General features: G+C 66.5%; 21 protein-coding genes. 8 read left to right on the top strand and 13 right to left on the bottom strand.

Features of this window, described 5'->3' with window-relative positions; all coding sequences use genetic code 11:
- Positions 1-5: 5 nt before the first annotated feature.
- From F4036_09170 to F4036_09185, 4 genes are read right to left on the bottom strand one after another with little or no spacing between them, the layout of a single operon-like run.
- On the bottom strand, positions 6-1,829 hold the full coding sequence (locus F4036_09170; GenBank protein MYK37908.1) for a DegV family EDD domain-containing protein: 1,824 nt from the start codon (positions 1,827-1,829) through the stop codon (positions 6-8).
- Complete coding sequence (locus F4036_09175) at positions 1,826-2,563, bottom strand: hypothetical protein (GenBank protein ID MYK37909.1); 738 nt, start codon at positions 2,561-2,563, stop codon at positions 1,826-1,828. The genes F4036_09170 and F4036_09175 overlap by 4 nt, the downstream gene beginning before the upstream one ends.
- Complete coding sequence (locus F4036_09180; protein ID MYK37910.1) at positions 2,466-3,440, bottom strand: AAA family ATPase; 975 nt, start codon at positions 3,438-3,440, stop codon at positions 2,466-2,468. Before F4036_09180 ends, F4036_09175 begins: the two co-directional genes overlap by 98 nt.
- A complete protein-coding gene (locus F4036_09185) occupies positions 3,353-4,255 on the bottom strand; it encodes a polyprenyl synthetase family protein (protein MYK37911.1) in 903 nt (300 codons plus the stop codon). Before F4036_09185 ends, F4036_09180 begins: the two co-directional genes overlap by 88 nt.
- A 152-nt stretch (positions 4,256-4,407) precedes the next feature.
- Here F4036_09185 and mvaD point away from each other — a divergent pair, with 152 nt between their 5' ends.
- Entirely contained in the window at positions 4,408-5,376 is a 969-nt protein-coding gene (gene mvaD, locus F4036_09190) for a diphosphomevalonate decarboxylase (GenBank protein MYK37912.1), read from the top strand.
- A gap of 9 nt (positions 5,377-5,385) precedes the next feature.
- Positions 5,386-6,339, top strand: a complete 954-nt coding sequence (locus F4036_09195) for a hypothetical protein (protein MYK37913.1) — start codon at positions 5,386-5,388, stop codon at positions 6,337-6,339.
- An 11-nt stretch (positions 6,340-6,350) separates the two neighbouring features.
- Here the strand turns inward: F4036_09195 and F4036_09200 are convergent, their stop codons facing one another.
- A complete protein-coding gene (locus F4036_09200; protein MYK37914.1) occupies positions 6,351-6,881 on the bottom strand; it encodes a DUF4399 domain-containing protein in 531 nt (176 codons plus the stop codon).
- 26 nt (positions 6,882-6,907) lie between these two features.
- Positions 6,908-7,888 (bottom strand): malate dehydrogenase, encoded by a 981-nt coding sequence (locus F4036_09205; GenBank protein ID MYK37915.1) that lies wholly within the window; start codon positions 7,886-7,888, stop codon positions 6,908-6,910.
- Between the two features lie 140 nt (positions 7,889-8,028).
- Between F4036_09205 and F4036_09210 the strand changes: the two genes are divergently transcribed.
- Positions 8,029-8,448, top strand: coding sequence for a hypothetical protein (locus tag F4036_09210; GenBank protein ID MYK37916.1), 420 nt, complete (start codon positions 8,029-8,031; stop codon positions 8,446-8,448).
- 58 nt (positions 8,449-8,506) lie between these two features.
- Here F4036_09210 and F4036_09215 read toward each other — a convergent pair whose 3' ends face one another.
- Complete coding sequence (locus F4036_09215; protein MYK37917.1) at positions 8,507-8,857, bottom strand: hypothetical protein; 351 nt, start codon at positions 8,855-8,857, stop codon at positions 8,507-8,509.
- A 273-nt stretch (positions 8,858-9,130) separates the two neighbouring features.
- On the opposite strand from F4036_09215, the gene gshA reads away from it, so the two are divergent.
- Positions 9,131-10,684, top strand: a complete 1,554-nt coding sequence (gene gshA / locus F4036_09220) for a glutamate--cysteine ligase (protein ID MYK37918.1) — start codon at positions 9,131-9,133, stop codon at positions 10,682-10,684.
- Positions 10,685-10,688: 4 nt separating this feature from the next.
- Positions 10,689-13,439, top strand: coding sequence for a phosphoenolpyruvate carboxylase (locus tag F4036_09225; protein MYK37919.1), 2,751 nt, complete (start codon positions 10,689-10,691; stop codon positions 13,437-13,439).
- Between the two features lie 4 nt (positions 13,440-13,443).
- On the opposite strand, the gene F4036_09230 is transcribed toward F4036_09225, so the two are convergent.
- The gene (locus F4036_09230) at positions 13,444-15,933 is read right to left on the bottom strand and encodes an FtsX-like permease family protein (GenBank protein MYK37920.1); all 2,490 of its coding nucleotides are present in this window, start codon (positions 15,931-15,933) and stop codon (positions 13,444-13,446) included.
- 142 nt (positions 15,934-16,075) lie between these two features.
- Here F4036_09230 and F4036_09235 point away from each other — a divergent pair, with 142 nt between their 5' ends.
- The gene (locus F4036_09235; GenBank protein ID MYK37921.1) at positions 16,076-18,172 is read left to right on the top strand and encodes a S9 family peptidase; all 2,097 of its coding nucleotides are present in this window, start codon (positions 16,076-16,078) and stop codon (positions 18,170-18,172) included.
- Here F4036_09235 and F4036_09240 read toward each other — a convergent pair.
- Positions 18,169-18,993 (bottom strand): kinase/pyrophosphorylase, encoded by an 825-nt coding sequence (locus F4036_09240; protein MYK37922.1) that lies wholly within the window; start codon positions 18,991-18,993, stop codon positions 18,169-18,171. The two genes, F4036_09235 and F4036_09240, sit on opposite strands and share 4 nt — an antisense overlap.
- A 38-nt stretch (positions 18,994-19,031) precedes the next feature.
- On the opposite strand from F4036_09240, the gene ppsA reads away from it, so the two are divergent.
- Positions 19,032-21,410 (top strand): phosphoenolpyruvate synthase, encoded by a 2,379-nt coding sequence (gene ppsA / locus F4036_09245; GenBank protein MYK37923.1) that lies wholly within the window; start codon positions 19,032-19,034, stop codon positions 21,408-21,410.
- On the opposite strand, the gene F4036_09250 is transcribed toward ppsA, so the two are convergent.
- Positions 21,407-22,069 (bottom strand): ABC transporter ATP-binding protein, encoded by a 663-nt coding sequence (locus F4036_09250; protein ID MYK37924.1) that lies wholly within the window; start codon positions 22,067-22,069, stop codon positions 21,407-21,409. The two genes, ppsA and F4036_09250, sit on opposite strands and share 4 nt — an antisense overlap.
- Between F4036_09250 and F4036_09255 the strand changes: the two genes are divergently transcribed.
- The gene (locus F4036_09255) at positions 22,035-22,721 is read left to right on the top strand and encodes an arylesterase (GenBank protein MYK37925.1); all 687 of its coding nucleotides are present in this window, start codon (positions 22,035-22,037) and stop codon (positions 22,719-22,721) included. The genes F4036_09250 and F4036_09255 overlap by 35 nt on opposite strands.
- Here the strand turns inward: F4036_09255 and F4036_09260 are convergent.
- The 3 genes from F4036_09260 to F4036_09270 are packed head-to-tail and all read right to left on the bottom strand — an operon-like array spanning position 22,716 to position 25,500.
- Positions 22,716-23,873: a deoxyguanosinetriphosphate triphosphohydrolase gene (locus F4036_09260; GenBank protein MYK37926.1), complete on the bottom strand. Its 1,158-nt coding sequence runs from the start codon at positions 23,871-23,873 to the stop codon at positions 22,716-22,718. The two genes, F4036_09255 and F4036_09260, sit on opposite strands and share 6 nt — an antisense overlap.
- Positions 23,870-24,955, bottom strand: coding sequence for a 3-dehydroquinate synthase (aroB, locus tag F4036_09265; protein MYK37927.1), 1,086 nt, complete (start codon positions 24,953-24,955; stop codon positions 23,870-23,872). Before aroB ends, F4036_09260 begins: the two co-directional genes overlap by 4 nt.
- Positions 24,952-25,500 carry a shikimate kinase gene (locus tag F4036_09270; protein ID MYK37928.1) on the bottom strand — a complete coding sequence of 183 codons (549 nt, stop codon included), beginning with the start codon at positions 25,498-25,500 and terminating at the stop codon, positions 24,952-24,954. The genes aroB and F4036_09270 overlap by 4 nt, the downstream gene beginning before the upstream one ends.
- Between the last annotated feature and the right edge of the window lie 41 nt (positions 25,501-25,541).

A 25,541-nucleotide genomic window follows, 5' to 3' on the forward strand; every position in this document is an offset into this window, starting at 1 on the left:
CAGCTTCAGGCAGCCCGGGTCTCAGGGGCCGGGCGGACAGGCAGTGCCGGGATGGCGGCGGCGAGCAGAGCTCCGGGACCGGCGTGGGCGCTCACGACCGCGCCCAGTTCGGTCACGTAGCTCGACACGAGGTTCGGGACGCTTTCCACCAGCAGTTCGTGCAGTCGTTGCCCCGATTCCGGGCGGTTGGCGTGCGCGACCGCAATCCGCAACGGCTGGTGAGTGGGAAAGCGCTTGAGCACGTACCGCGCAAAGCGTTTGACCCGGTCGCCCGACCGGCGCTGCACGCCGCATGCCTTCACGGTTCCGTTGCGGCCGATGCCGAGCAGGGCGTCCACCTTGAGCAAGTCACTGAGTTGCTTGATGCGTGGCGAAATGCGTCCGCCGCGCACGCCGTGGGAAAGGTCCTCGATCACACCGAAGGTTCGGGCGGCTTCCAGCAAGGGCGGCAGTGCCGCGATGATTTCGTCCGCGCCCGCCCCCTGCCGCGCCCATTCGGCTGCGTGCTGAACGATGAGGCCATGGCCGATCGAAACGTTGACGCTGTCCACGACCCGTACTTTCCCGCCGGTCATTTCCGAAGCCACGCTGCGCGATACATCGGCGGTGCCGCTCACCGCGCCGGCCAGCGTGATCCACACGGACTCGGGGAAATGTCCGGCCAGAAATCCCATTACCCGTTCCATGTCGCCGCGCGGCGGCGTGGCGGTCTGCGCCCTCTCGCCATGATCCTCCATCGCCCGCCACAGCCAGTCCGCCGGCAGCCCCAACTCGTCGAGATAGCCTTGCTCGCCCAGGTGGATGCGCAGCGGCGCCGTCGTGATCCGCAGGTCCCTGACCAGTTCCGCGGGGATGTCCGCGCCGCTGTCGCAACCGATGGGAACTCTCGAGCCGTTCAGCAGCGCGAATTGCACGTGCATGTCGTCGGCCTTCTCGCTGCTGACTTCACCGTGCTCCTGTGCAACGGCGAATACCTCATGCGGCCTGTCCGTGTGTATGTGCAGGCGCACGATGCGGGCGCCGCCCGCCACGACGATGGAATCGCCCAACGGCTGGATTTCCTCGCGTATGCCGGCCGGCGTCAGGTCCTGGCCGGAGATCATGCACTCGGTGCAATAGCGGAATTCGGATTCCTCGCCCAGATCGTGCGCGTGCGCGGTGCCCGCCAGGGCTCTTGCCGCGCCGGCAAACTCGCCCGCCTCGGCGCCCCGCCCTGTCCTGACGAGCTGCTCGATGCCGCCCAGCAGCTGCGCCAGGCCGGCGCCGCCGGCATCGACCACGCCGGCGCGCCGAAGCACTTCGAGCTGTTCCGGGGTTTTCTGCACCGCGTCGTCGGCCGCTTCCCGAGCGGCCGACAGGAGGGCGGTGAGCTCTCCCTCGGGCGAAACGTCAAGCGCGCCGATGCCGACCGCGCTCATCACGCTCAGGATGGTCCCCTCGCGTGGATTGCTCAGGCCGTTGCGGGCGGACTCGGCCGCCGCCTTCAACCCCAGTGCGACGTCGCGCGTATCCAGGCGCGCCTTGTCCTCCCAGGCCTCGGCCAGTCCGTGCAGGAACTGAGCCAGGATCACGCCGGAATTCCCGCGCGCGCCGTATAACGCTCCCCTGGCCGCGGACTGGGCCACTTCGCCGGCGCTCCGCGACGGTGACTCGGCCAGCGCAAGGATCACGGCTTGCGCCGTATGCGCCATATTCAGGCCGGTGTCGCCGTCCGCCACCGGAAACACGTTGATACGGTCCAGCTCCTCGCGGCTGTTTTGAAGCTGCAGCATGCCGGCAGTGATGGCGCGCGCCAGCCGCCGTCCATCGAGATAGTGAATGCCCTTCATCGATCCATTGCCAGAAGGACGTTCTTCCCCTGATAGGCCAGAATCACGCCGTGAGGGGCTATTTCCAGCACCTCCGGACCGTCCTCCAGGCGTTCGCCCACGCGATAGTTCCGCCCATTGATCTGCACGAAACTGCGACCGCCTTCCGGGCCGTAGAAGAGCATCTGCAGGGTGAGTTCCGGCCAGTCCGGCGGCGCCATTTCCAGCGGAAGTTCTTCCGCCGGCAGCAAGGTAGGCGTCGCAGGCGCCGGCTCGGCCGCGGTGGCGGGGATCGGGGCCTCGAGCGAAGGCTGTTCCTCTACGATCGAAGCAGACGGGCCGCCAGGGGCTGCCGGGCCGAGGCCGCGGGACATCTCCAGGCCGTTGATCGTGTCGGGGCGCGTCGCGTCGGGTTCGGTTGCCGCGGACATGTTGGTGTTGTCGGCCGGCGCGGGGAGTGGAGCCGGAGACGGAGGAGCTACCAGGCGCCACGCCAGGAAGACGCCGGCAATGATCGGGGCGGCCGCGAGCACGGCAATCCAGCGCCTCCGCCTGCCGATCCGATGTGCGGGAGGAGGATGGGCGTACACCGGCCGGGCGAATCGGGACCGACGCTTCTCGGAAAGCTTGAGTGCGTCGAGGACGAAAGACATCGGATCAGCCGGTCGCGCCGCTCCAGAGCGCCCCTGCCGGTGCGCCCTGGCGCCCGTAAATCTCGCGCGCCGCCAGCCGCACCAGCTGCGGACCGATCTCATGTTCCCTGCGAACGAAAGCCCCCAGCAGGGCGCGGTCGGCCACGACGTTGATGATCCTGGGAATTCCGCGGGATATCCGGTACAAGCGGCGTCTTGCGCGGGAATTGAATACCTCACGGCTTGAACCGGCCACCTTCAGCCTGTGCCGGAGGTACTCGCCGGTTTCCGCGCGCGACAACGGCCCCAGGTGGCAGCGCGCCGTGATGCGTTGCGCCAGTTGTCGCAGGTCCCGCCTCGCCAGCGTTTCGTGCAACTCCGGCTGGCCCACCAGCACGATACCCAGCAACTTGTGCCGGGCAGTCTCGAGATTGGTCAACCGCCGCACCTGCTCCAGCAGGTCCGCGCCCAGCGCCTGGGCCTCGTCCACGATCAGTATCGTCCGCCTTCCGGCGGCATAGGTTCGCAGCAGCTTGCGATTGAGCGCCGCGCCCAGGGAGGAGGGATTCTCCGCCCAGCGGGGCGTGCGCATTCGCAATTCACGGCAGATGGTTTGCAGGAACTCGATGCGGGTAGCGGGCGGGTCCAGCACGATCGCGGTGTCGGTCCGTTCCGGCAAGCGTTCCAGCAGGCACCGGACCAGCATGGTCTTGCCGGTACCCACCTCGCCGGTCAGTTGGGTGAAGCCGCCGTTCTCACGCACCCCGTACAACAGGTGGGCGAGGGCCTCGGCGTGGCGCGTGCTCAGGTACAGGTAGCGCGGGTCGGGCGTAATGCTGAAAGGCCTTTCGCTCAAGCCGTGAAATTGCTCGTACATGGCCCCCAGGATCCGCCTTGGTGTTCCTCTTCGCGCTATTTCATTGTAGAGGCGGAGTGCGTGCCGCGCATGAAGCCGATCAGCCACTGCAGTCCGCCCGCCCGATCCCCGAAATCCTCGCATGCGGAGCGCATGATCGCCGTCAACTCCCCAATCCGCTCTCGCGCCGCCTGCGTCCCGAAACGCTGCACCCAGGAAGGCAGGTTGGCTCCGCCGCCTTGTGGTTGCTGCCGCCGATCGGTATCCCGGTCCGCCAGGTCGTCGCGTATCTGGAACGCCAGGCCGAGGGCGTCGGCGAACACTTCCAGCGAATGCCTCTGGCGCACCGCCAGATCGGGGCGCACGCAAGCCGGCGCCAGCGCCGCGGCGCGGAAAAGAGCTCCGGTCTTGGTGCGATACGCGTGTTCCAGTTCCGCTACATCGGGTCGATCGCCGCCGCTCAGATCCAGGTCCTGCCCGCCCGCCATGCCCACCGATCCGGCGCATTCCGTCAGCAGATCCATCAGGCGCACCCGGGCGCCGTCGTGGCCGTTCAACGAGGAGTGGGTTGCCAGGACCTGCCAGGCCAGGGTCTGCAGCGCGTCGCCGACCAGCAGCGCGGTGTCCTCGCCGTACATCTTGTGAATGCTGGGCTTGCCGCGCCGGAAGTCGTCGTCGTCCATGCAGGGCATGTCGTCGTGCACCAGCGAATAGCAATGAATCAGTTCGATTGCGGCGGCCGGCGCATCGACGAGCGAGTCGGGGACGCCGGCTGCTTCGGCGGCTGCATAGCAGACCAGCGGCCTCAGGCGCTTTCCGCCGCGCATGACCGCTTCGCGCATTGCGCCGTGCAATCGCATGGGCGTCGTCGCCGCGCTCGGCAGCACGCGCTCGAGCAAGGCGTTGACGCGAGCCTGGTAGCCGGCCCGCCTGTGTTCAAAGTTCTCGCTTGAGTCCATGCTGGCGTCGGGTGATCATGTCGCGCGCTGCCCGCCGCCACGGGGCGGCTGCTGAGGAAGGAACGAATTTTATGTCGCGCCCGCCCGGTGTTCTCCTAAAATCCCGCAAGGAGATTCTCGGCCGAGGTAGCGCCGTGTCAAGCGAGGACATCATGCAGGGCAGCGCCATCGCGCACCCCAACGTAGCGCTGGTGAAATACTGGGGCAAGCGGCCGGCCCGCGGCAACCTGCCGGCCATGGGGTCGCTGTCGCTGACGCTGGGGTTCCTGGCGACCCGCACGACGGTGCGCTTCGACCCGGCCGGGGGTCGGGACGCGCTGACGCTGAACGGCCGGCGAAACTCCAGGGACCTCAAACGGATGCAGGACTGCCTTGCGCCCCTGCGCCAACGGGCCGCCGAGTCCGGGTCCGCGACGGTGGAATCGCGCAACGATTTTCCTACCGGCGCGGGCCTGGCTTCGTCCGCCTCCGGGATGGCGGCGCTGGCCGTGGCCGGCGCATCGGCGCTTGGCCTGGCCGAAGAACTTGACCTCGTCGGGCGGTCGGCAATGGCGGGTTCGGGGTCCGCGCCCCGCTCACTGCATGGCGGAGTCGTGTTGCTGTCGATCGATCCCCAGGGAAACTGGTCCTGCACGTCAGTGCTTGCGCCGGAGGAATGGCCGCTTAAGGTGGTTGTGGCGGTTACGCAAACCGGGCTCAAGCAAACGGACTCCCGCTCGGGCATGGAACTCACCCGGCGCTCGTCGCCCTTCTACAAGGCCTGGCTCAAAAGCCAGAAGGCCGACCTGGAGGATGCCGGCCGCGCCGTGGCGCAACGTGATTTCGAGCGTCTTGCCGAACTGTCCGAAGGCAATTGCCTGAGAATGCATGCCACCGCCATGGGCGCTTCGCCACCCCTGATGTATTTCAATGGCGCCACCATCGAGTGCATGCACCGGGTCAAGGCCCTGGCGCGCGACGGCCGGCCGGTGTTCTTTACCGTGGACGCGGGACCCCAGGTCAAGGCGGTCTGTCTCCCGGACGTGCTCGACGAAGTATGCGATGCGCTGGGCCAGGTTCCCGGAGTGCAACAGGTGCTCAGCGGCGATCTGGGCGGCGGAGCTCGGCTCGTCCCGGGCTAGCTGGCCTCGATGCCGGTATCCAGGATCCAGGCCCGGGCCCCGGGCAAGCTGTTTCTTTCCGGCGAGTACGCGGTGCTGCTGGGCGCGCCGGCCGTTGCCTGCGCCATTGGCAGGCATGTCGATGCGCGCTTCCTGTCCGGCGATTCCGCCGAGGATCCCGAAGCCGCGCGCTGGCGGCTGGCGGCCGGCGAGATTCTGCTCCGGCACGGTCTGGATCCGGCGCCGGCCGGCCGGCCGCTTGAGATCGACAGCAAGGCGCTGTACTCGGACGGCGGAATCAAGCTGGGTTTCGGATCCAGCGCCGCCGTGGCCGTAGCGGTAACCGGCTTGCTGCTTGCTTCGCAGGACCGGGGCCGCCGGTCTCCCTCCATCGACCGGTTGCGCATCGCCGATGACCTGCACAGGGAACTTCAGGGCCCGGGAGGGAGCGGCGTTGACGTGGCGGCGAGCCTGCACGGCGGAGTGATTGCGGTAGAGGGTGATCGGGTCGAGAGCCTTCACTGGCCCGAAGGCCTTCATTGCGAGGTGATCTTCACCGGCCGCGATGCGGACACCGCCCATGCCATCGGGCGATTCCGGGAAGCGCTGCAGGGCGGGAAGGGCGCGCACTTCAGCGCGCTGTGCGCCGCCGCGGAAGCGGCCCGGCGGGTCTGGGATCGAAGCCCGGATGCGATCGTCGCGGCGGTGCAGGAATACGCGGCGGCCTGGCGGAAACTGGATCGCTCGGCCGGGTTGGGCGTATACAGCCGCGAGCATCTGCGATTGGAAAGTCTGGCGCGCGCAGCCGACTGCGTGTACAAGCCGTCCGGGTCCGGCGGCGGCGACTGCGGCCTGGCCTTCTCGACCGACCGGGGGAAACTGCTCGCCTTGCGCGAGGCCGTCCGGGAAGCGGGGTTCCCGCCGCTGGCGGTCGATCTCGGCGTGGAGGGCTTGCGGGTCCGGCGTCAGTCCGACCGCGCGTAGCGCTTCACGCCCTAGTTCGTCACCTCAACCGTAATGACTTCGGACATTACCGGCGGCTCGTGGGGGATGTGCAGGTCGTCGCCCAGCAGCAACTGCAGCGTATGGGTGCCTGGTTCCAACGACAGCTCGACGCTGGTCTGGGCCAGGCCGAAGTGCATGTGGGCGTCGTCGGTGATGATTGGCAGGTCCATGCGCGGCAATGGGGTGTTCACCAGCAGGTGATGATGTCCGGTGTGCTCCCCGATCTCTCCGGCGGGCAGCAACTCCATGCCCTCCAGCCCGAACTCCACCGTGAACGGGGAAGTCAGCACGGCGCCGTCCCCGGGGGAGACGAACCATACGCTCGCGCCTTCGGGCGAGGGCTTGCGCGGAGGCAGTGCGACTTCAGGCGCCAGCGCCGGCGCGCTCGCCGCATCCGCGTCCGGCGCGGCCTCTTCCTGCTGCCCGGGGCTTCCGCAGGAACACAGAAGCGCCGCTGCCAGCAGCGTTGCGAAAGTGGTTCTGTTCATGGACAAAGCGCTTGCCTTGGATAAATCGATCATAGCCTGACCTCCCGGGCCATGGGGTACTACAACATGAGATCGCTTGCCGCCGCCCGCTCGTCAAGCAATTCCTCGCCCGTGATGCGTATTTTCTCCTGCGAGAAATCGTCCAGGTCCAAGCCCCGCACAATTTCCCAGTCGCCGTCCTCGCAGCGAACGGGATAGGAGAAGAACACCCCTTCGGGCGAATCGTAACTGCCGTCGCCGGGCACCGCCATGCTTACCCAGTCGCCCTCGGGCGTGCCCTGTGACCAGTCGCGCATGTGCTCGATGGCGGCGTTGGCGGCCGAGGCGGCGCTGGACGTGCCGCGCGCCTTGATTACGCTGGCGCCCCTCTGCTGCACGGTGGTTATGAATTCACCCCGCGCCCAGTCCCTGTCGACGAGTTCTGCAGCCGCCTTGCCGTCAACGGTCGCCTGCGACAGGTCCGGATACTGGGTGGCGGAATGGTTGCCCCAGATGGTCATCCGCCTGACGGCGCTGACGTGGTGGCCCGTGCGCGCCGCCAGTTGCGCGCAGGCGCGGTTGTGGTCCAGTCGGGTCATGGCCGAAAAATTGCGCGGATTCATGTCCGGTGCGTTCGACGACGCGATCAGCGCGTTGGTGTTGGCGGGGTTACCCACCACCAGCACCCTGGCGTGCTCGTCGGCATGCTCGTTGAGCGCCGCTCCCTGCCTTGAGAATATGCGCGCGTTCTCGGTCAGGAGGTCGGAGCGCTCCATGCCGGGTCCACGTGGCTTTGCGCCGACGAGGAAAACATAGTCGGCGCCGCGGAAACCCTCCTCCAGGCGGTCCGTGGCGACCACCGCCTCAAGCGAGCCGAAGGCGCAGTCTTCGAGCTCCATCGCGACGCCCTCGAGCGCCTGCATTGCGGGAGCGATTTCAATCAGCCGCAACGTGATCGACTGGCCATGGCCGAGGAGTTGCCCCGAAGCGATGCGGAACGCGAGCTGGTAGCCGATCTGACCGGCCGCCCCGGTGATGGCGATCTGCGTGGATGCTGACATTTCTCTAAGGCTTCAGTCGGAGGACGGGCATTGTATCGCCGACGCATCCATTTGGGGGTCGGGCGGCATCTATGTAGCGAGTTTGGAACACGGCACGAAGCCCTGAACAAGGGCCGCCGTCGACACAGAGGAGCACAGCGATGACTTACGGTACGGCATTTTTCTCCGCCCTGGCTTGCGCGTTCGCCCTTGCCGCGAGTCCGGCGGGCGCCGGGGTGGCTTCGGACGCCGGAACGGCAATGGGAACGGAACGGATCTCAAGCGACGAGATCGGGGAACTCAAGGAACTGCTGGTGGCCCACGGGATACCCCCGGCGCGCCACCTGGCCGCGGAAATCAGCCGGGAAATAACCGGGAGCAATCGCGAGGCTGCAACGGCGGCGCTGTTCCGCCCGCCCGTCGTGCAAACGCCGGGAGCCGCGCCGGCGCCCGCCGCGGTCGCCCAGGCCGGAAAAGCCGGAGGCGCTGAGCCCGCCCGTGCAGGCACGCCGAGCGGTACCCAATCGCCTGTTCGCAACTTGCTGCGAAGGGTCCTGCGCTTCCTGAATTTTTCGAACTAGAATGCGAGGCGCCGCGAGGGACGTGACGTGCCCTCGCTCCCGCGTGTTCCGGGCTGGCTCAGTCGTCGCTCTGGTTGATTTCGTTCCACAGGCGGATCTGCTCGTTCATCTGGTCCGCCAGTTGCTGCTCACGGTCCACGGAACCGTCATAACGCCTGACAAACAGCTCCCTGCGTTCGTCGGTCTTGGAGTCCTCGTCCAGAGATTCGAAGTCGTCCTCAAGACACTTCCGATAACCTTCCAGCGCAGTCTGGAATTCCCGGAACTCGGCGATCGCGGACCTGAATTCATCGATAGTCATTTCCTCCGCATTCGGCGTCGTGGGCTCGTCGGGATAGTCGCACCCGGCCCAGGCCGCTCCGCCTGCCAGAACCAGAGTCATTACGGAAAGTGTGGCGATACGTTGCATTGTTTCCTCCTTCGGACTACCCGCTCTTGCCGCGGGCCGCGCAGCACTGTCTGTGGGCCGATGGGCCATCAGAGGGCCGCTGCCCGGCCCATTATGCCCGAAGCCCGGGCGCCGCAAACCTGACCCGACACCTGTCCCGGTGCGCTTACAATTGGCTGCCGCACAGCGCCGCCATCGCGTGGATACACCGACAGGTCACCCCTCGAAATGCAACCTCATCTTCCCAGCGCGGCGCCCTCCCGGTAGGTCCGTCTCACGGAGCGCGGAGCGCCAATGCAAGGCGCAGTCATCAGGCAACGAATAAGTCGGCTTACCCGGCAGCAGCTTTCGGGCGGGCTCAGGGGCGTCGAGAGGGAATGCCTGCGCGTCACCCCGGCCGGCCGGGTCGCGCCCACGCCGCATGGCGAGGATCTCGGGTCGGCCCTGACCCACCGCTATATCACCACGGACTTTGCCGAGGCGCTGCTGGAACTGATAACTCCTCCCGTCAAATCCACCCACGACGTCAGCGACTGGCTGGCGGCGCTGCACGAATTCGTCCTGGCGCAACTGGACGGCGAACAGCTTTGGACGCCCAGCATGCCGCCCGCGATTTCCTCCGACCGGCAACTTTTGCCGGCCCGGTACGGAAGCTCCAATATCGGCATGCTCAAGCATATTTACCGTCTCGGGCTGGCCAACCGCTATGGCCCGCGCATGCAGGCCATCGTCGGCATCCATTTCAATTACTCGCCGCCGCCCGATCTATGGAGGTCGCTGCCGCACCTTGAGAGCCCGCCCTCCGGAATCGTCGCGAAGCGCTCCGCCTGGATCATGGGCCAGATGCGCAACGTGCGGCGGCTGGCCTGGCTGCCCACGTATCTGCTTGGCGCTTCGCCGGCGTTTCACGACACCCTTTCACAGGTGCGCACCGCCGACCTGAAGAAGGGGCGCAAGGGAACGCTCTATGCGCCCGATGCGACATCGCTGAGAATGAGCAGCCTGGGCTATACCAGCGCGCTGCAGGCGGGCCTTGTGATTTCCGCCAACAGCGTTCACGAGTACGTTCGCGACCTGGAGGCGGCGGTCCATGCCCGGCATGCCGAGTACAGCAAGATCGGCGTGCGCGTGCGCGGCCGGTACCGGCAATTGTCCGACAGCGTCCTGCAGGTGGAGAACGAGTACTACTCGGCGGCGCGGCCCAAGCGCCGGATTCGCAGGGGCGAGCGCGCGGCAACGGCGTTGCGCAGGCGGGGAGCGGAGTATCTCGAATTGCGGCTGGTCGATGCCGATCCGTTCGAGCCGCTGGGCGTCAGCGAAGCCTCCATGCGTTTCCTGGAGGCTTTTCTTCTTTACTGCCTGCTGGAGGAAAGTCCTCCGATGGCTGCCGACGAATACCTGGCCTGCGTGTCGAACCTCGACCAGACCGCCTGGCGCGGGCGCGCCAGGGGCGTCCGCCTGATCCGCAAGCGGCGACGGATTAGACTCGACAACTGGGGCCTGGAGGTGTGCAGGGCGATGAGGCCGGTGTGCGAAGCGCTGGACGGCGGGGCGGGAGGCGAATATTCGTCCGCGCTCAAGGCGGCCAGGGCTTCCCTGCGCGATCCGGGGCTTACCCCGGCGGCCAGGGTGCTGGACGAGCTCGGCGATGCGGGCTGGGACCATCAGGCCTGGGGCATGGAGAAGGCCCGACTGGCCTCGCGCCCGCCACGGGCTCGGCCCAATGCCGCCAGGCGACGGGCCCTTAAGGACGAGGCGCCGGCCTCGCTAGCGAGGCTGCTGGCCATGGAATCCGCGCCCGAACCCCCGTTCGACGAGTTCCTGGCCCGATACCTGGACCAGGGCTGATCCGATGACCCCGCAGGCCAGCCGCAAGCGCCACCCGGCCTCGCTGCCGGCCGACAAGCGGCGCAATATCCGCTTTTCCAAGACGGAAGTTTCCTTACGGCAGGACGTGCATCAGCTCGGCGGCCTGATCGGCGCCATGATCCAGGATCGGGGCGGCGCGGAACTTTTCGATGCCGTTGAATCGGCGCGCAGCCTGGCGATTGCACGCCGCAATGGCGACGCCGGCGCGCACGACCGTCTGCAGGAATTGCTCGCGGGGCTGGACGACCGCCGGGCCCAGGACGTTTCACGCGCCTTCGCCACCTGGTTTCAGGCCACGAATACGGCCGAGCAACTGCACCGCGTTCGCCGCCGCCGTGCCTACCTGTACGACGCCAGCCAACCGCAACGGGGCGGCCCCGAAGCGGTATTTCAGCGGCTTCGCAAGGACGGGACGAATCTGGCGGGCGCCGTCGGACTTCTGAACACGATCCGGCTGCATCCGGTGTTTACCGGCCATCCGACGGAGCCCACGCCCACCGCGGTGCTGCGTCAGCAGCGTGAAATCGCATTGAACCTTGAGGAACTCAAGAATTCCGACGCCGCTCCCCGGCAGGTCGATGCCCTGTTGCGGTCGATGCAGCAAAAGATCACCGCGATCTGGCACTGCGAGGAACATCCGCACGAGGAAACCACGATTGCGGCGGAGCTGCAGCAGTTGCTCTATTTCGTGACCGAAGTGATCTACCCTGCGTTGCCGGACTTCTACGACTCGTTGACGGAGGCCATGGCGATCGCTTTCGGGGAACAGGCCCGGGACGCGCACATCTCGAGCCTGCTTCGCTTTCATTCGGCCATCGGCGGGGACCTCGAAGCGGACGTGGAAATCACGCCACGCTTCATCCGGCAGCTCTTCGACCGTCAGCGGCTGGCGGTTCTGAACCTGTACCGCGAAGAGTGCCTGCAGCTTGCCGAGACACTTACCCATTCGGCCCGGCGCATCGACCCAGGGGGAGAAATCCGGCGCCGGATCAGGGTTTATCGGGAGCATTTCCCGGACATATACGCGGAACTCGGACCGGACCAGCGGGACATGCCCTATCGGCTCCTGTTGCTGCTGATGGCGGCGCGCCTGGAGGCTACTGCGCTGGACAGCGCTTTCCACTACGACTACGAGCATGAGTTGCTTGACGACCTGGAGGTGCTCACGGACAGCCTCATCGAGCAGGGAGGAATGTTCGCCGGAAGCCGGGGCGTGCAGCGGCTGGTCCGGCGCGTGGAAACCTTCGGTTTTCACCTGCTGTCGGTGGAATTTCGCCAGCGGGCCGTGGTCCTGCGCCGTGTTCTGGGGAAGGCGTTCGGCGGTAAACGGTGGGAGACTCCCGCGTCGCGGCTGAAATGCCTGCGCCTGGCGCTGGAGCAGGATCTGGGCCGTCCGGAGGGTCTCGGCAACGAGGGCTTGCGCGCACTGGCGGTGTTCGACGCCCTTCGTTACCTGAGGGGGCGCTACGGCAGGAAAGCGTTGGGCGGGCTGCTGCTGGGCGGCGTCAAGGAGCCGGCGGACGTGCTCGGCGCGTTGCTGCTGGCGCGCTGGGCCGGATTTGAACGGGCCGACGGACACACGCCCCTGGACCTGATTCCGGTGTTCGAAAGCGATATGGACGCCCGCCAGTGCGCTCGCGTGCTCGGTCAGTTGCTGAAGGAACCTGCGTATCGCCGACACCTGGAGAGGCGAAACCGGCGGCAGTTCTTGATGGTGGATCACGCCCGCTCAAGGCTGGTGTTCGATCTTCCGTCCGAGCAATGGTCGATCCGCGGGCTGCAGAAGGCCGCGGTGGGGGCGGTGGCGAATTCGGGAATTACGCCGGTGCTGCTGCAGGCGCGGGGAAGCGCCTATGAACGCAGCGGCCGCCGCAGCCTGCTGGCCGACATTCCGTCCGAGCAGCTTCGGCAACCCTTCCGGTACGCCGAGGCGGGAGAACGGGCGGGACTGCGCTATGGCATGCGGGGTATCGTCCTGCGGTCGCTGGAGCTTGCGATCGGGGAATTGTTGCTGGCCCGGGCCGGCCGCGAGGGAAAAGAGACGGCCCGGCGAGCGGAGGAATTGCTGGAATGCCTGGCCAAGGCGAGCGTGCGGGCCCACAGCGAGTTCCCCGGCGGCCCGCGCGGCATGGCCGATTATTTCGAACTTGCCACGCCGGCGGACCTGCTGGCGCGCATGCCCACCACGGCCAGGCGCAGCGGCATGCGCGAGGGAACGGCCGTGGAACTGCCCCGTCCGCTGGTGACCTTCTGCTGGGCCCAGAGCCGCAATCTGTTGCCGGGCTGGTACGGGTTCGGCGCCGGTTTTGTTGACGCCATCGAAGAATTCGGCCTCAAATTCATTCGCGGATTGGCCCGCGACTGGCCCTATCTGCAAGGCATGCTCCGCGACCTGGAACTGGTACTGGCCCGGTCCGATCTCGAAATTGCCATAGGCTATTCGCGTCTGGCCGGGGATTTGCACGAAGCCTGTTTCGCCGCGATACAGCAGGAGCATGAACGAACGCTGGACGGCCTGATGAACATACTTGGGCAGAAAGTCCTGCTTGAGGACCAGCCCGCCTTGCGGCGTTCGATCCGGTTGAGGAATCCCTACGTGGATCCCATCAACCTGCTGCAGGTGCGGCTTTTGTCCCGCTGGCGGGCGAACGGCCGAGTCTGTTCCGGGGAACTCTACGCGGCGCTCAAGTCCACCGTTTACGGCATCGCCCGCGGCGTGCAGGAAGCCACCTGACCGGTCAGTCGCCGCGCAGTACGCTCATCAGGGGGGCGTTGAGGGCGCCGCGCACGGCAAGCATTCCGGCCAGACCGATCAGGACGGCGCCCGCCGCCACGCCGGAGGCCAGCAGCAGGGGATCGAGGCTGTAGTCGAGTTCGAATACGCGGTCGGCCAGCAATAGCCCCAGCACGCTGGCGGCGCCTGCTCCCAGCAGCCCGGCCACGGCGCCCAGCACGCCGAACTCCACGGCCAGGCTCCGCAGTATGACGCCTCTGCGCCCGCCGAGGGTTCGCAGCACGGCCGTTTCCACCGACCGCTCACCGCGATTCGAGCGAACCGCCGCAAGCACCACGACCACGGCCGCCAGCAGGCTGAAGGCGAACACAAATTGCACCGCCAGGCCGGCGCGGTCCAGTATCCGCCGCGCCTGACCGATGATGGCGTCCAGGTCGATGATGGTCACCCCGGGATAGCGCTTGAGCAGGGCCATCAGAATCTGCCCCTCCTCCTGCGGGATGTAGGCGCTGGCGATCATCGTATGCGGCAGATCGGCGGCGTCCGGCGAGAGCATGAGCTGAAAATTCGGATCGAAGGTGTCCCAATCGACGCTGCGCAGGTTGCTGAGTTCCGCCTGCAGGGCCACACCGCCGACGTCGAAGGTCAGGCGATCCCCAAGGTCCACTCCCAGGCGGGCCGCGGTCTGCGAATCGGCCGACAATTCCGGCGGTCCGGCGTGCGCTTCGTCCCACCACTCCCCGCGTATTACGCGGTCGCCCTTCGGGATGCCGGCCGACCAGGAAACGTTGGAGGCGCGCTCGATGAAGCGGCGGCCTTCGGGGTTCGGCAAGGGCCACTCTGCGGCGGGGATGCCGTTGATTTCCGTAAGCCGCGCCCTGATGAAGGGCAGCGCTTCGGACAGGTCCGGGACTCTTTCGCCGAGCAGATCGCGCATGCCCGGCCATTCCTCGGGCGCGATATTGATGAAGAAGTAGTTGGGTGCGTCTTCCGGCATGGATTGACGCCAGGCGTCCAGGAGATCGGTGCGCATGAGGCCCAGCAGCAGCACGGCCATCAGGCCGAGGCCGAACCCCGCGACCTGCGCCACGCTCTCTCCACCGCCGCGGCGGATATTGGCCAGGCCGTGCCGCCAGGCCACCCCGCCGGCGCCCCGCACCGCCGACAGCGCCCGAACGAGCAGCCAGCCGAGCAGCATGCCGGCCCCCGCCGTCAGCGTCAGGCCCAGGCTCATCCACAACGCCAGTTCAGCATCGCCGGCCAGAAGCGCGACGATGAGCAGGATGACCGCAATCGGCGCGCCCTGGCGCAGCAGCGGTCCCGGCCCGCGCATGGGCAGGTCCTGCCGAAGAACGCGCAGCGGCGAAGTCCTCGCCAGGCTGCGCAGCCAGGGGACGACGCAGGCGCCGGTGACCGCAATGGCGATCGCCGCGCCGGGCAGCAGGCTGCGCAGGCTGGCCGGAGGCAGGCTCAGGTTGATGACTTCACGCGCGTAGGCCGAAAGCGCGAGGTGGGCGGCGTAGCCGGCAATGCTGCCCATGCCGATACCCAGCGCCGACACGATGAGTACCGGGATCAGGGAACGCCGAAAGACCTGGCCCTGCGTGGCGCCGAGGCATTTCTCCAGCGCCGCGGTCACCAGCCGTCGGCGGGTATAGCTGCGCGCGGCGAGGACCGTGGCGACGGCCGACAGGATCACGCTCACAAGCGCGGCCAGCGCCAGGAAGCTTCCCGCCCGGTCCACGGCGGAAGCGAGGGTCTGACTCGCCTCCTCAAGGTTCTGGATGCGCTCGTCGGAACGCAGGCCGGGCTCCTCGGCCGCGCGGAATTCAAGCACCCGGTCCTTTTGCCCGGCGAACAACTGACGGTAGGAGACCCGGCTGCCCGGGCGCACCACGTCCATCTCGGGAACGTCCGACAGGTTGGCCAGCACCGTCGGGCCGAGCTGCTGAAAGCCGGTTCCGGGATCCGGCCGATAGCGCAACACGCGCGTCGCGCGCAGGTCCCTGGAGCCGACCCGCATGATCGCTCCCACGTCGATGTCCAGTTGTGCAAGCAGGGCAGCGTCCACCCATGCTTCCCCCGGCGGCGGGATGCCTTCCGCGACGCTGTCGGCGCCATAGGGTTCCGCCGAAGTGCGGACCTCGCCGCGCAGCGGATAGTCGCCGGTAACCGCCACCACCGAACTCAAGGCGGTCATTTCATCGGCCACCGCGACCGTGGCGAAGGACCAGGTCTCGGCGCTTTGCAGAGAATAGGCGCCCGCTCGCTCGAGCCGGCCGGGGTCGGGCCGCACCGGGGCGGCGACGGCGAGGTCGGCCGCAAGCACTTCCGCCGCCTGCTGCCGCACGGCCGCGCCTATGCGCTCGGTCAGGAAACTCACCGCGGCGACAGCCGCCACCGAAACGGTGAGCGCCGAGAGCATCACGGTGAATTCGCCGGCGCGGAGTTCGCGCAGCCATCTCCGCCATCGCGTTGAGTGTGCAATGGTCATCGCGGCGGGAACTTTCGCATATACTGCACGCCCGCTCAAGGCAAAGCCGCAAGTTCAGGGGCCCTCGCGCCAAGTGAAAGTCCATTTCCTGCCCTGCCTGGCCGTGGCCGCGCTTACCGCCTGCGCTGCCGAGGACTCGCAAATGTCCGAAGACCAGACACCCGTCGAGCCGCCGGTCGCGGACCGCCGTCCCCACTCCTACAGCCATCACGGCGTCACCATCGAGGACCCCTACCACTGGCTGAGGGACCGGAGTTACCCACAGGTGGACGATCCGGACATCCTGGCGTACCTGGAGGCGGAAAACGCCTACTTCGAGAGCGTGATGGCGCCCCGCGGGGAGCTGGTGGATACCCTGTTCGAGGAAATCAAGGCTCGCCAGAAGACCGACGACGCCGGCGTTCCCTTCAAGGACGGGGACTGGCGCTACCAGTGGCGTTTCGAGGAAGGCGGGCAATACCGCATCTGGCAGCGCTGGCCGGCGGGGGACGCCGAATCGACGGACTCTCCCGGCGCCAACGCCGAAACCCTGTTGAACGAACCGGAGCTGGCGGCCGGGCATGATTACTTCCGCCTCGGCGCGCTGTCGGTCAGCCACGGCGGCGACCTGCTCGCCTACAGCACCGATACCGACGGCTCGGAGCGTTACCGGCTGTTCGTCAAGGACCTGAAGACCGGCGAGTTGCTGGAGGACGCCATCGAGAACACCCTGGGCGGCGCGGTCTGGGCGGCGGACGATTCCGCGTTGCTGTATGTGGTCGTGGACGAGAACTGGCGTCCCTACCAGGTGCGCAGGCATGTGCTGGGCCAGCCCGTGGAAAGCGACTCCGTCGTTTACGAAGAGCACGATCCCGGCTTCTTCGTGCGCCTGTCGGAATCGGCCTCCGAGCATTACATATTGATCCACACCACCGGGCATACGTCGTCCGAGGCCTACGTCATTCCCGCCGATGCAAGCGACGCGGAACCGCTGCCGGTGGCGCCCCGGCGCGCCGACCACGAGTACTTCGTGGACCACCAGGAGGACCGGTTCGTGATCCGTACCAACGACCGGCACAGGAACTTCCGCCTGGTGATCGCTGCCGGCGACGATCCATCCGAGGAAAACTGGACGTCGCTGCTTGAAGGAACCGCGGAGCTCTACATTCGCGGTTTCGACGTTTTTGCCGATTTCGTCGCAGTGGTGGAGCGAACCAACGGCCTGAACGCCATCCGGCTCATCGGCAGGGACGGGACCACGACCCGCGTGGAACTGCCGGAAACCGTCTGCTCTGTGGTCCTGGGCGACAACGCGGAGTACCGGACGGGAACGTTGCGGCTGGAGTACTCGTCCATGATCACGCCACCCACCGTATTCGACTACCGGGTCGATTCAGGCGAGCTCAAGACCCTCAAAGTTCGCGAGATTCCCAGCGGCTACGCGAAGGAGCTATATCTGACCGAACGGCTCATGGCGCCGGCCCGCGACGGCGCTGAGATTCCCGTATCGCTCGTGCGCCGCAAGGACACCCCGGCCGAGGGCGCCGCGCCTTTGTACCTGTACGGATACGGTGCGTACGGGTTTGCCGTTCCGCCCTCATTCTCCACCAGCCGGCTGTCGCTTCTCGACCGGGGCTTCATCTTTGCGATCGCCCACATTCGCGGCGGCGACGATCTCGGCTACCACTGGTACGAAGCCGGCAAGCTGGATCGGCGCGTCAACACCTTCAACGATTTCGTGGACGTGGCGCGCTTTCTGATCGACGCCGGCCACGCAGGGAAAGGCCGCATCGCCATAGCCGGCGGCAGCGCCGGCGGTGAACTCATGGGCGCGGTCGTCAACCAGGCCCCCGAGCTGTGGGGCGCGGTGGCGGCTCACGTGCCGTTCGTTGACGTGCTCAATACCATGCTGGACGAATCCCTGCCGCTTACGCCCACGGAATGGCCGGAGTGGGGCAATCCGATCGAGGACAAGGCCGCGTTCGAGCTCATCCGGTCCTATTCCCCGTACGACCAGTTGGTCGCCCGCGAGTATCCGCCGATGCTGGTGACTGCCGGCCTGAACGATCCGCGGGTGACCTACTGGGAACCGGCCAAGTACGTCGCCAGGCTCAGGCGGCTGAAGACCGGCGACAGCCCGTTGTTGCTGAAGACCAACATGGGCGCCGGGCATGGCGGCAGGTCCGGCCGCTATGACTCCCTCTACGAGGTTGCCGAGGAATACGCTTTCATGCTCTGGTCGCTGGGGCTGGCCGACTAGGGACTGGCGCGGCGCTTGACGCCGGTTTCGCTCAGTATGGTGCTGGAGATTTCCTCGATGGAGCGATGCGTCGTGTCGATGTAGCTGATGCCGTGCTGCCTGAACATTCTCTCGGCGCTGCGCAGTTCGAAACGAACCTGCCTCGATGAGGAATAGCTGCCGTCCGGCCGCCGTTCGCGGCGGATCTGGATCAGGCGGTCCACCGAAATCGTGAGCCCGTACAGCTTTCCGCGGTGCTTGAGCAGTGGCTTGGGCAGCCGGCCCGATTCCATGTCGTCCTCGGTGAGAGGGTAGTTGGCGGCAAAGACGCCGTATTGCAGCGCCAGGTACAGGCAGGTGGGCGTCTTTCCCGACCGGGAAACTCCGGTAAGTATCAGGTCGGCCTCGTCGTAGTGGATGATTCCGTGGCCGTCGTCGGAATCCATTGCGAAGTGGGTTGCGTCAATCCGGGAGTTGTAGCTGGTCGCGTCCGACATCCCGTGCGTTCGCCCCAGTGTGTGCGAGGACTTGACCCCGAGTTCCTCCTCCAGCGGCGCCAGGAATTCCGCGAAATAGTCCAGAACCAGACCCCTGGAGCGCAGCAATGGCGCGCGGTTGGCGTTATGCACGAAACTGGTGAAGACGATCGGCCGGCAGCCCGTGCGTTCGGCTTCCCAGTCGATTCGCCTCGCCACCTGGACCGCCTTCTCGACGCTGTCGATGAACGGAACCGTAATCGGCACGAAGGTGATTCCGTCGAACTGCGTAAGGAGGCTGTGGCCCAGCGTCTCAGCGGTGACGCCGGTGCGGTCGGACACGAAAAATACCGTGCGCTCTGCCATACTACGCTATCGGGTTTGGGGGCGAGCGGGAGTATAGCTTGCGCGAGTACGTAATCGGCCTTTCGGCCATCGGGAAGGACGATCTGGAGCGCGTCGGCGGGAAGAACGCGTCTTTGGGCGAAATGATCGCCCACCTCGAAGAACTGGACATACGCGTTCCCGACGGCTTCGCCACGACATCGGACGCATTCTCGGAATTTCTTTATCAGGACGGGCTGGGCGAGGCCATCCACGGCATGCTGGACGGCCTGGACGTGGAAGATGTGGAGACGCTCGGCCGCACCGGCGCTCATATACGCGAACTGATCGGCAAGGCGCCGCTGCCTGGCGGCCTCGAGCGGTCGGTCCGATCGGCTTTCGAGCGGCTTTGCGATGGCGCGGAGATCGGTGTCGCGGTCCGGTCCTCGGCAACGGCGGAGGACTTGCCCGAAGCGTCATTCGCCGGACAGCAGGACACCCTGCTCAACGTGCGCGGGCCGGACCACGTCGTTGCGGGAATTCGCGAGATTTACGCCTCGCTGTTCAATGACCGGGCCATCGCCTATCGGGTCCACCAGGGATTCGATCACCGCCGGGTTTCGCTTTCGGTGGCCGTCCAGCGCATGGTCCGCAGCGACCTGGCCAGTTCCGGCGTGCTCTTCACGCTGGATACCGAGTCGGGGTTCCGCGACCTGGTGCTGATTTCCTCGAGCTACGGACTGGGCGAAACCGTAGTGCAGGGCGCGGTCAACCCGGACGAGTTTTACGTCTACAAGCCGGGTCTTGCCCGTGGCCGCAAGGCGGTGATCCGGCGCAACCTGGGCAGCAAGGCACTGAAGATGGTCTATTCCGACGGCGACGGCGGGCGCGTTTCCACCGTGGAAGTACCGAGGGAGCAGCGCGACCGGTTTTCGCTCTCCGACGCGGACGCCGAGGAACTGGCCAGGCAGGCGGTGGCGATCGAGCGGCACTACGGCCGGCCCATGGACATCGAGTGGGGCAAGGACGGCGAAGACGGCCATCTTTACATCCTGCAGGCGCGCCCGGAGACGGTGAAGAGCCGGGCGGACCAGACCCTGGTGCGGTTCGAACTCAAGGAGCGTTCAAAGGTGCTGAGCAGCGGGCGCAGCATAGGCCAGCGCGTGGGGGCCGGCGTCGCGAGGATCGTATCCAGCGTGGAGCGGATGAATCTCATTCAGCCCGGGGACGTGCTGGTGGCGGACATGACCGACCCCGACTGGGAGCCGGTCATGAAGCGGGCGGCGGCGATTGTGACCAACCGCGGCGGGCGCACATGCCACGCTGCGATCATTGCCCGCGAACTGGGCATTCCGGCGGTCGTGGGTTGCGGGAACGCGACCAGCGATATTCCGGACGGGACGGAAGTAACGGTTTCCTGCGCCGAAGGCGACGAGGGATTCGTCTACCGGGGCAGGCTGCCTTACGAGGAACGGTCCATGCGGCTGGGCCGACTTCCGGAAATCCCGGTGCGGTTGGCCATGAACGTGGGCAACCCCGATCGCGCTTTTGCCTTCGCGGCCATTCCCAATCACGGTGTGGGCCTTGCCAGGCTGGAATTCATCGTCAACCGGATGATCGGCGTGCATCCCAATGCCATCCTCGAATTCGACCGGCAGGACCCGGATGTGCGGGAACTGATCGTAGAGCAGATGGCGGGTTACGCCGATCCCGTTTCCTTCTACGTGGAGAAATTGGCCGAAGGCATTGCCTGTATCGCCGCGGCCTTTGCTCCCGAGCCGGTCATCGTGCGGCTGTCGGATTTCAAGTCCAACGAGTACGCCAACCTGATCGGCGGCGCGCGCTACGAGCCGGTGGAGGAAAATCCCATGCTCGGCTTTCGCGGCGCCGCGCGCTACGTGGACGAGCATTTCAAACCCTGCTTTGAACTGGAGTGCCGGGCGCTGTTGAAGGTTCGCCGGGACATGGGACTGGAGAACGTCCAGGTGATGGCGCCCTTCGTGCGCACGGTTAAACAGGCGCGCGAAGTGGTCGGGTTGCTGGCCGCGAACGGCCTTGAGCGCGGTGTGGACGGTCTGAAACTCATCATGATGTGCGAGCTGCCCGGCAACGCCCTGCTGGCCGGGCAGTACCTCGAATTCTTCGATGGCATGTCGATCGGCTCCAACGACCTGACCCAGCTCACGCTCGGCCTGGACCGCGACTCGGGACGGATAGCGTCGCTGTTCGACGAGCGGGACGAGGCCGTCAGGCGCCTCCTGGAGATGGCCATCGATGCTTGCCGGGCGCAGGACAAGTACGTGGGCATTTGCGGCCAGGGGCCGTCGGACCATCCGGATCTGGCCCGCTGGCTGGTGGAAAAAGGAATCGACAGCCTTTCGCTGAATCCCGATTCGGTACTGGATACCTGGCTCCACCTGGCCGAGGCGGAGTCTGGGAATGGAAAAGCCTCGCGCTAGAGGCGGCCGCCGTTAAGGCGGCAGATGCGGTCGCAGCGTCCGGCCAGCTTCTGATCGTGGGTAGCGAGCAGCAGCGTGGCGCCGGCCAGCTCGTTCATCTCGAACAGGATGTCGCCGACCCTCCGGCCGGTATCGGCGTCGAGGTTGCCGGTCGGCTCGTCCGCCATGAGCACCTGGGGGCGGGTCACGAAGGCGCGCGCGATGGCGACGCGCTGGCGCTCGCCTCCGGAGAGATGGCGCGGATAGTGGCGCCGCCGTTCGGAAAGTCCGACGCGGCCAAGGGCCTCGTCGGCCGCCTTGCGCGCTCCCCGGCCGCCGTTCAGTTCCAGTGGCAGCATGACGTTCTCGATCGCGGTCAGGGATTCGACCAGGTGGAAGGACTGGAACACGAAACCCAGGTGCTGTCCGCGCAAGCGGGCCCGTCCGTCCTCGTCGAGCCGGGAAAGGTCCTGGCCGCACAGCACGACCCGGCCTTCGGTGGGATGGTCGAGTCCGGCCAGGAGCGCCAGCAGCGTCGTCTTGCCCGCTCCGGACGGACCCATGAGCGCGCAGGACTCGCCACTTTCGAGGCGCAGGTTGATATCCTTGAGAATCTCAAGGTCCCCCTCGGGGCTGGACACGGTCATGCCCAGGTTCTCAGCGCTTAAGACTTCAGTCATTCGTTGCCTTACAGCGGTCGCCTTGTGCCTTGTGTTTGCCGGCGCAGCCGCCAGGGATGCGCCCGTATTGCTGGTTTTAGGCGACAGCTTGAGCGCCGCCTACGGAATGCCCCTGAGCCGGGGCTGGGTAAGTTTACTAGAGCAACGCCTCGGTAATGCGAACCGGCCCTGGCGAGTGGTCAATGCCAGCATCTCCGGCGATACCACCTCGGGCGCCCTGAAACGCCTGCCGAAGCTGCTGGATCTGCATGCGCCGGAAGTGGTGATTATCGAACTGGGCGGGAACGACGGCCTGCAGGGCAAGCCGCTGGACGCTATCGAGTCCAACCTGAGTGGCCTGATCGGCGTTGTACGCGGTGCGGGCGCGCAACCGGCGCTGGTCGGCATGCGGATTCCGCCCAACTACGGCCGCTACTACACCGGTGAGTTCGAACGGCTGTACGAGCAAATTGCGGAAAGGGAGGAGGTTCCTCTGCTGCGGTTCGACCTGGAGGGGCTGGCGAGCACCGAAGGCATGATGCAGGAGGACGGAATTCATCCGGCGCCGGAAGCGCAGGGACGGATGCTGGACTCGCTGTGGCCGGACCTGAACGCCCGGCTGCTCAGCCTGGAGCGGGACCGCCAGTCCCGGGAACAAGGCCCCGGCTCATGAATCAAGCGCCAGGGCCCGGCAACGCCGGCTGGCGTAACGGTCCGTCATTCCCGCGATGTAGTCGGCTACCGCCCGCGCCAGCGCTCCGGCGCCGCACTCCCGGTCCGGCGAATGCCTGCCGGGCATTTGGTCCGGGTGGTTGATGTAGTGGTTGAACAAGGCGTCGACCACGGCGCCTCCCCTCGCGTACTCCTGCTGCATGCGAGGGTGATGGTATAGCCGCTCGGTCAGGAAGCGGGCCAGCTCCCGGTGACGTTTGTCGGCCGGGTCGCTCAAGCCCACCAGCGGCATCGAACGGCTGCGGACCGCATCCGCGTCCTCGGGCATGGCCTCTTTCAGATTGGCGCTGGTGGTCTCGATCAGGTCCGAGACCACCCGGTCGATCATTCCCCGTATGGCTTCCGACGCCAGCGAGCCGCCGTCGGCGGTGGGAAATCTGCCGGCCGCTTCGTCACGGGATTCGCGGAACAGGCGCACGTCCATCAGCTCGCCGGGGTCCAGCAGGCCGCTGCGCAAACCGTCGTCGAGATCGTGATGGTTGTACGCGATCTCGTCGGCCACATTGGCCAGTTGCGCCTCCAGGCTGGGCTGGCTGCGCCGGATAAACCGTTCGCCCAGGTCTCCGAGCGCGCGGGCCTGGCGTCGCGAGCAGCGCTTGAGCAGGCCTTCGCGCGTTTCCCAGCACAGGTTCAGTCCCGGGAACCCCGGGTATCGGTGCTCCAGCATGTCGACAATGCGCAGGGCCTGCAGATTGTGTTCGAAGCCTCCATGGTCGGCCATGCAACGGTTCAGCGCAGTCTGCCCGGCGTGGCCGAACGGCGGATGCCCCAGATCGTGTCCCAGGCAGATCGCTTCCGTTAGATCCTGATTGAGGCGCAGGCAGGCCGCGACGGTGCGCGCGATCTGGGCCACCTCCATCGTGTGCGTAAGCCGCGTGCGGAAGTGATCGCCTTCGCCGGCGACGAACACCTGGGTCTTGTGCATCAGCCGCCGGAAAGCCCGGCAGTGGATGATCCGGTCGCGGTCCCGCTGAAAAGGGCTCCTGTAGGGGTGGCCGGGTTCGGCGTGAACGCGGCCGCGCGTCTGCTCATCGCGGACCGCCCAGGGGGCAAGAGTCGTGTCGCGCCCTCGCCACGCCGCGGCCGTCGTCAAGGCGTGCGTCCCGACAGCACGACGTCCAGCGCATCCATCGAGAAGTCTCCGGTCAGGTGCGCGTCGCCCAGGCCGCGGGGCAGGATCAGCCGGATCCGCCCTCCGGCATTCTTCTTGTCGCCGAGCATCGCCCTCTTGAGGTCTCCGGCGTCCAGATCGCCCGCATTCACCGGCAGCCCCAGACGCGTCAGAAGAGCCTCCAGGCGCCGTTGTTCCCCGCGCTGCAATTTGCCTTCGGCCACCGCCAGCCTGGCGGCCATGCACATTCCGGTGGCCACGGCCTCGCCATGCAGCCAGCGTCCGTAACCTGCCGTGTGCTCGATTGCATGCCCGAAGCTGTGGCCGAAATTCAGCACGGCGCGCCGTCCGCTGCGGTCGTGCTCGTCCTCGCCGACGATCGCGGCCTTGATTTCTATCGAGCGCCGAACCGCATGACGCAGGCAGTCCGGATCGCGAGTCAGCAGCGCGCCAGCATTGTTTTCCAGCCACCCGAGAAACTCCTCGTCGGCAATTGCGCCGTATTTCACGACTTCCGCCAGCCCGGCCTTCAGTTCCCGGTCGGGCAATGTGTCGAGAACGCCGGTGTCGCAGATTACCGCCCGCGGCTGGTGAAAGGCGCCGACCAGGTTCTTGCCCCACTCCGTATTGATGGCGGTCTTTCCGCCTACGGAAGAGTCCACCTGCGCGAGCAGCGTGGTGGGAAGCTGGAGGTAATCCACGCCGCGGTGATAGCAGGCGGCGGCAAAGCCGGTAACGTCGCCCACACAGCCGCCGCCCAGCGAAATCAGCGTGCAGCCGCGATCCAGCCCCAGGCGGGTCATACGGTGCAGGATTCGCTGCCAGTGCCTGATGTCCTTGGCTTCTTCCCCGTCGGGAAGGACCAGGGACTCGAAGCGATCCCCGCCCGCAAGCACGGGCAGGCGATCCAGATACAGGTCCGCGACAGTGCGGCTGGTCACCGCGAGCACGCCCCCGTCCCCGACCCATTCGTCCAGGATTCCGGGACGGGAGAGGAGGCCCTGGCCCACCAGCACGGGGTACGTGCCGGATGCCGCCTGAACTTCTATTCGATCGACGTTCATGCCTGCTTTGACGCGATGCCGCGTTCCTGGTTTTCCTTCAACAACTGCAGGATATCCTGTCCGACCTGCCTGACCCGGCGCCCGGTGGTATCCACGACGTGGCTGGCCACCTCAAGGTACAGCGGGCCGCGTTGCAGCATCAGATCCTTCAGAATGTCACGTTTCGGGCCCGAGGCCAATAGCGGACGATTGCGGATGTCGCGGGTCCGGCGCACCTGCTCGTCCAGGCCGCACTTGAGGTAGACCACGCTGCCGCCGGCCCGCAGTGCTTCGCGGTTGCTCTCGCGGAGAACGGCGCCTCCGCCCGTGGCCAGAACAATGTTCCGCTGTGCGCACAAGTGCTCGAGCGCCTTCTCCTCGCGAGCCCGGAACCCTTCCTCGCCCTCGATTTCGAATATCAGCGCGATGTCCACGCCGGTCTGTTCCTCGATATACCGGTCGCTGTCGGCGAATTGCAAACTGAGGCGCCCGGCCAGCCAGCTTCCGACCGCGGACTTGCCCGATCCCATGGGACCTACCAGAAATATGTTTCGCGACGTTGGCATGGCTTGTGGTCGTCCCGGCGCAGGAGATTGCGGGATTGGCC

The organism is Gammaproteobacteria bacterium (assembly GCA_009845905.1).
GTDB lineage: Bacteria > Pseudomonadota > Gammaproteobacteria > Steroidobacterales > Foliamicaceae > Foliamicus.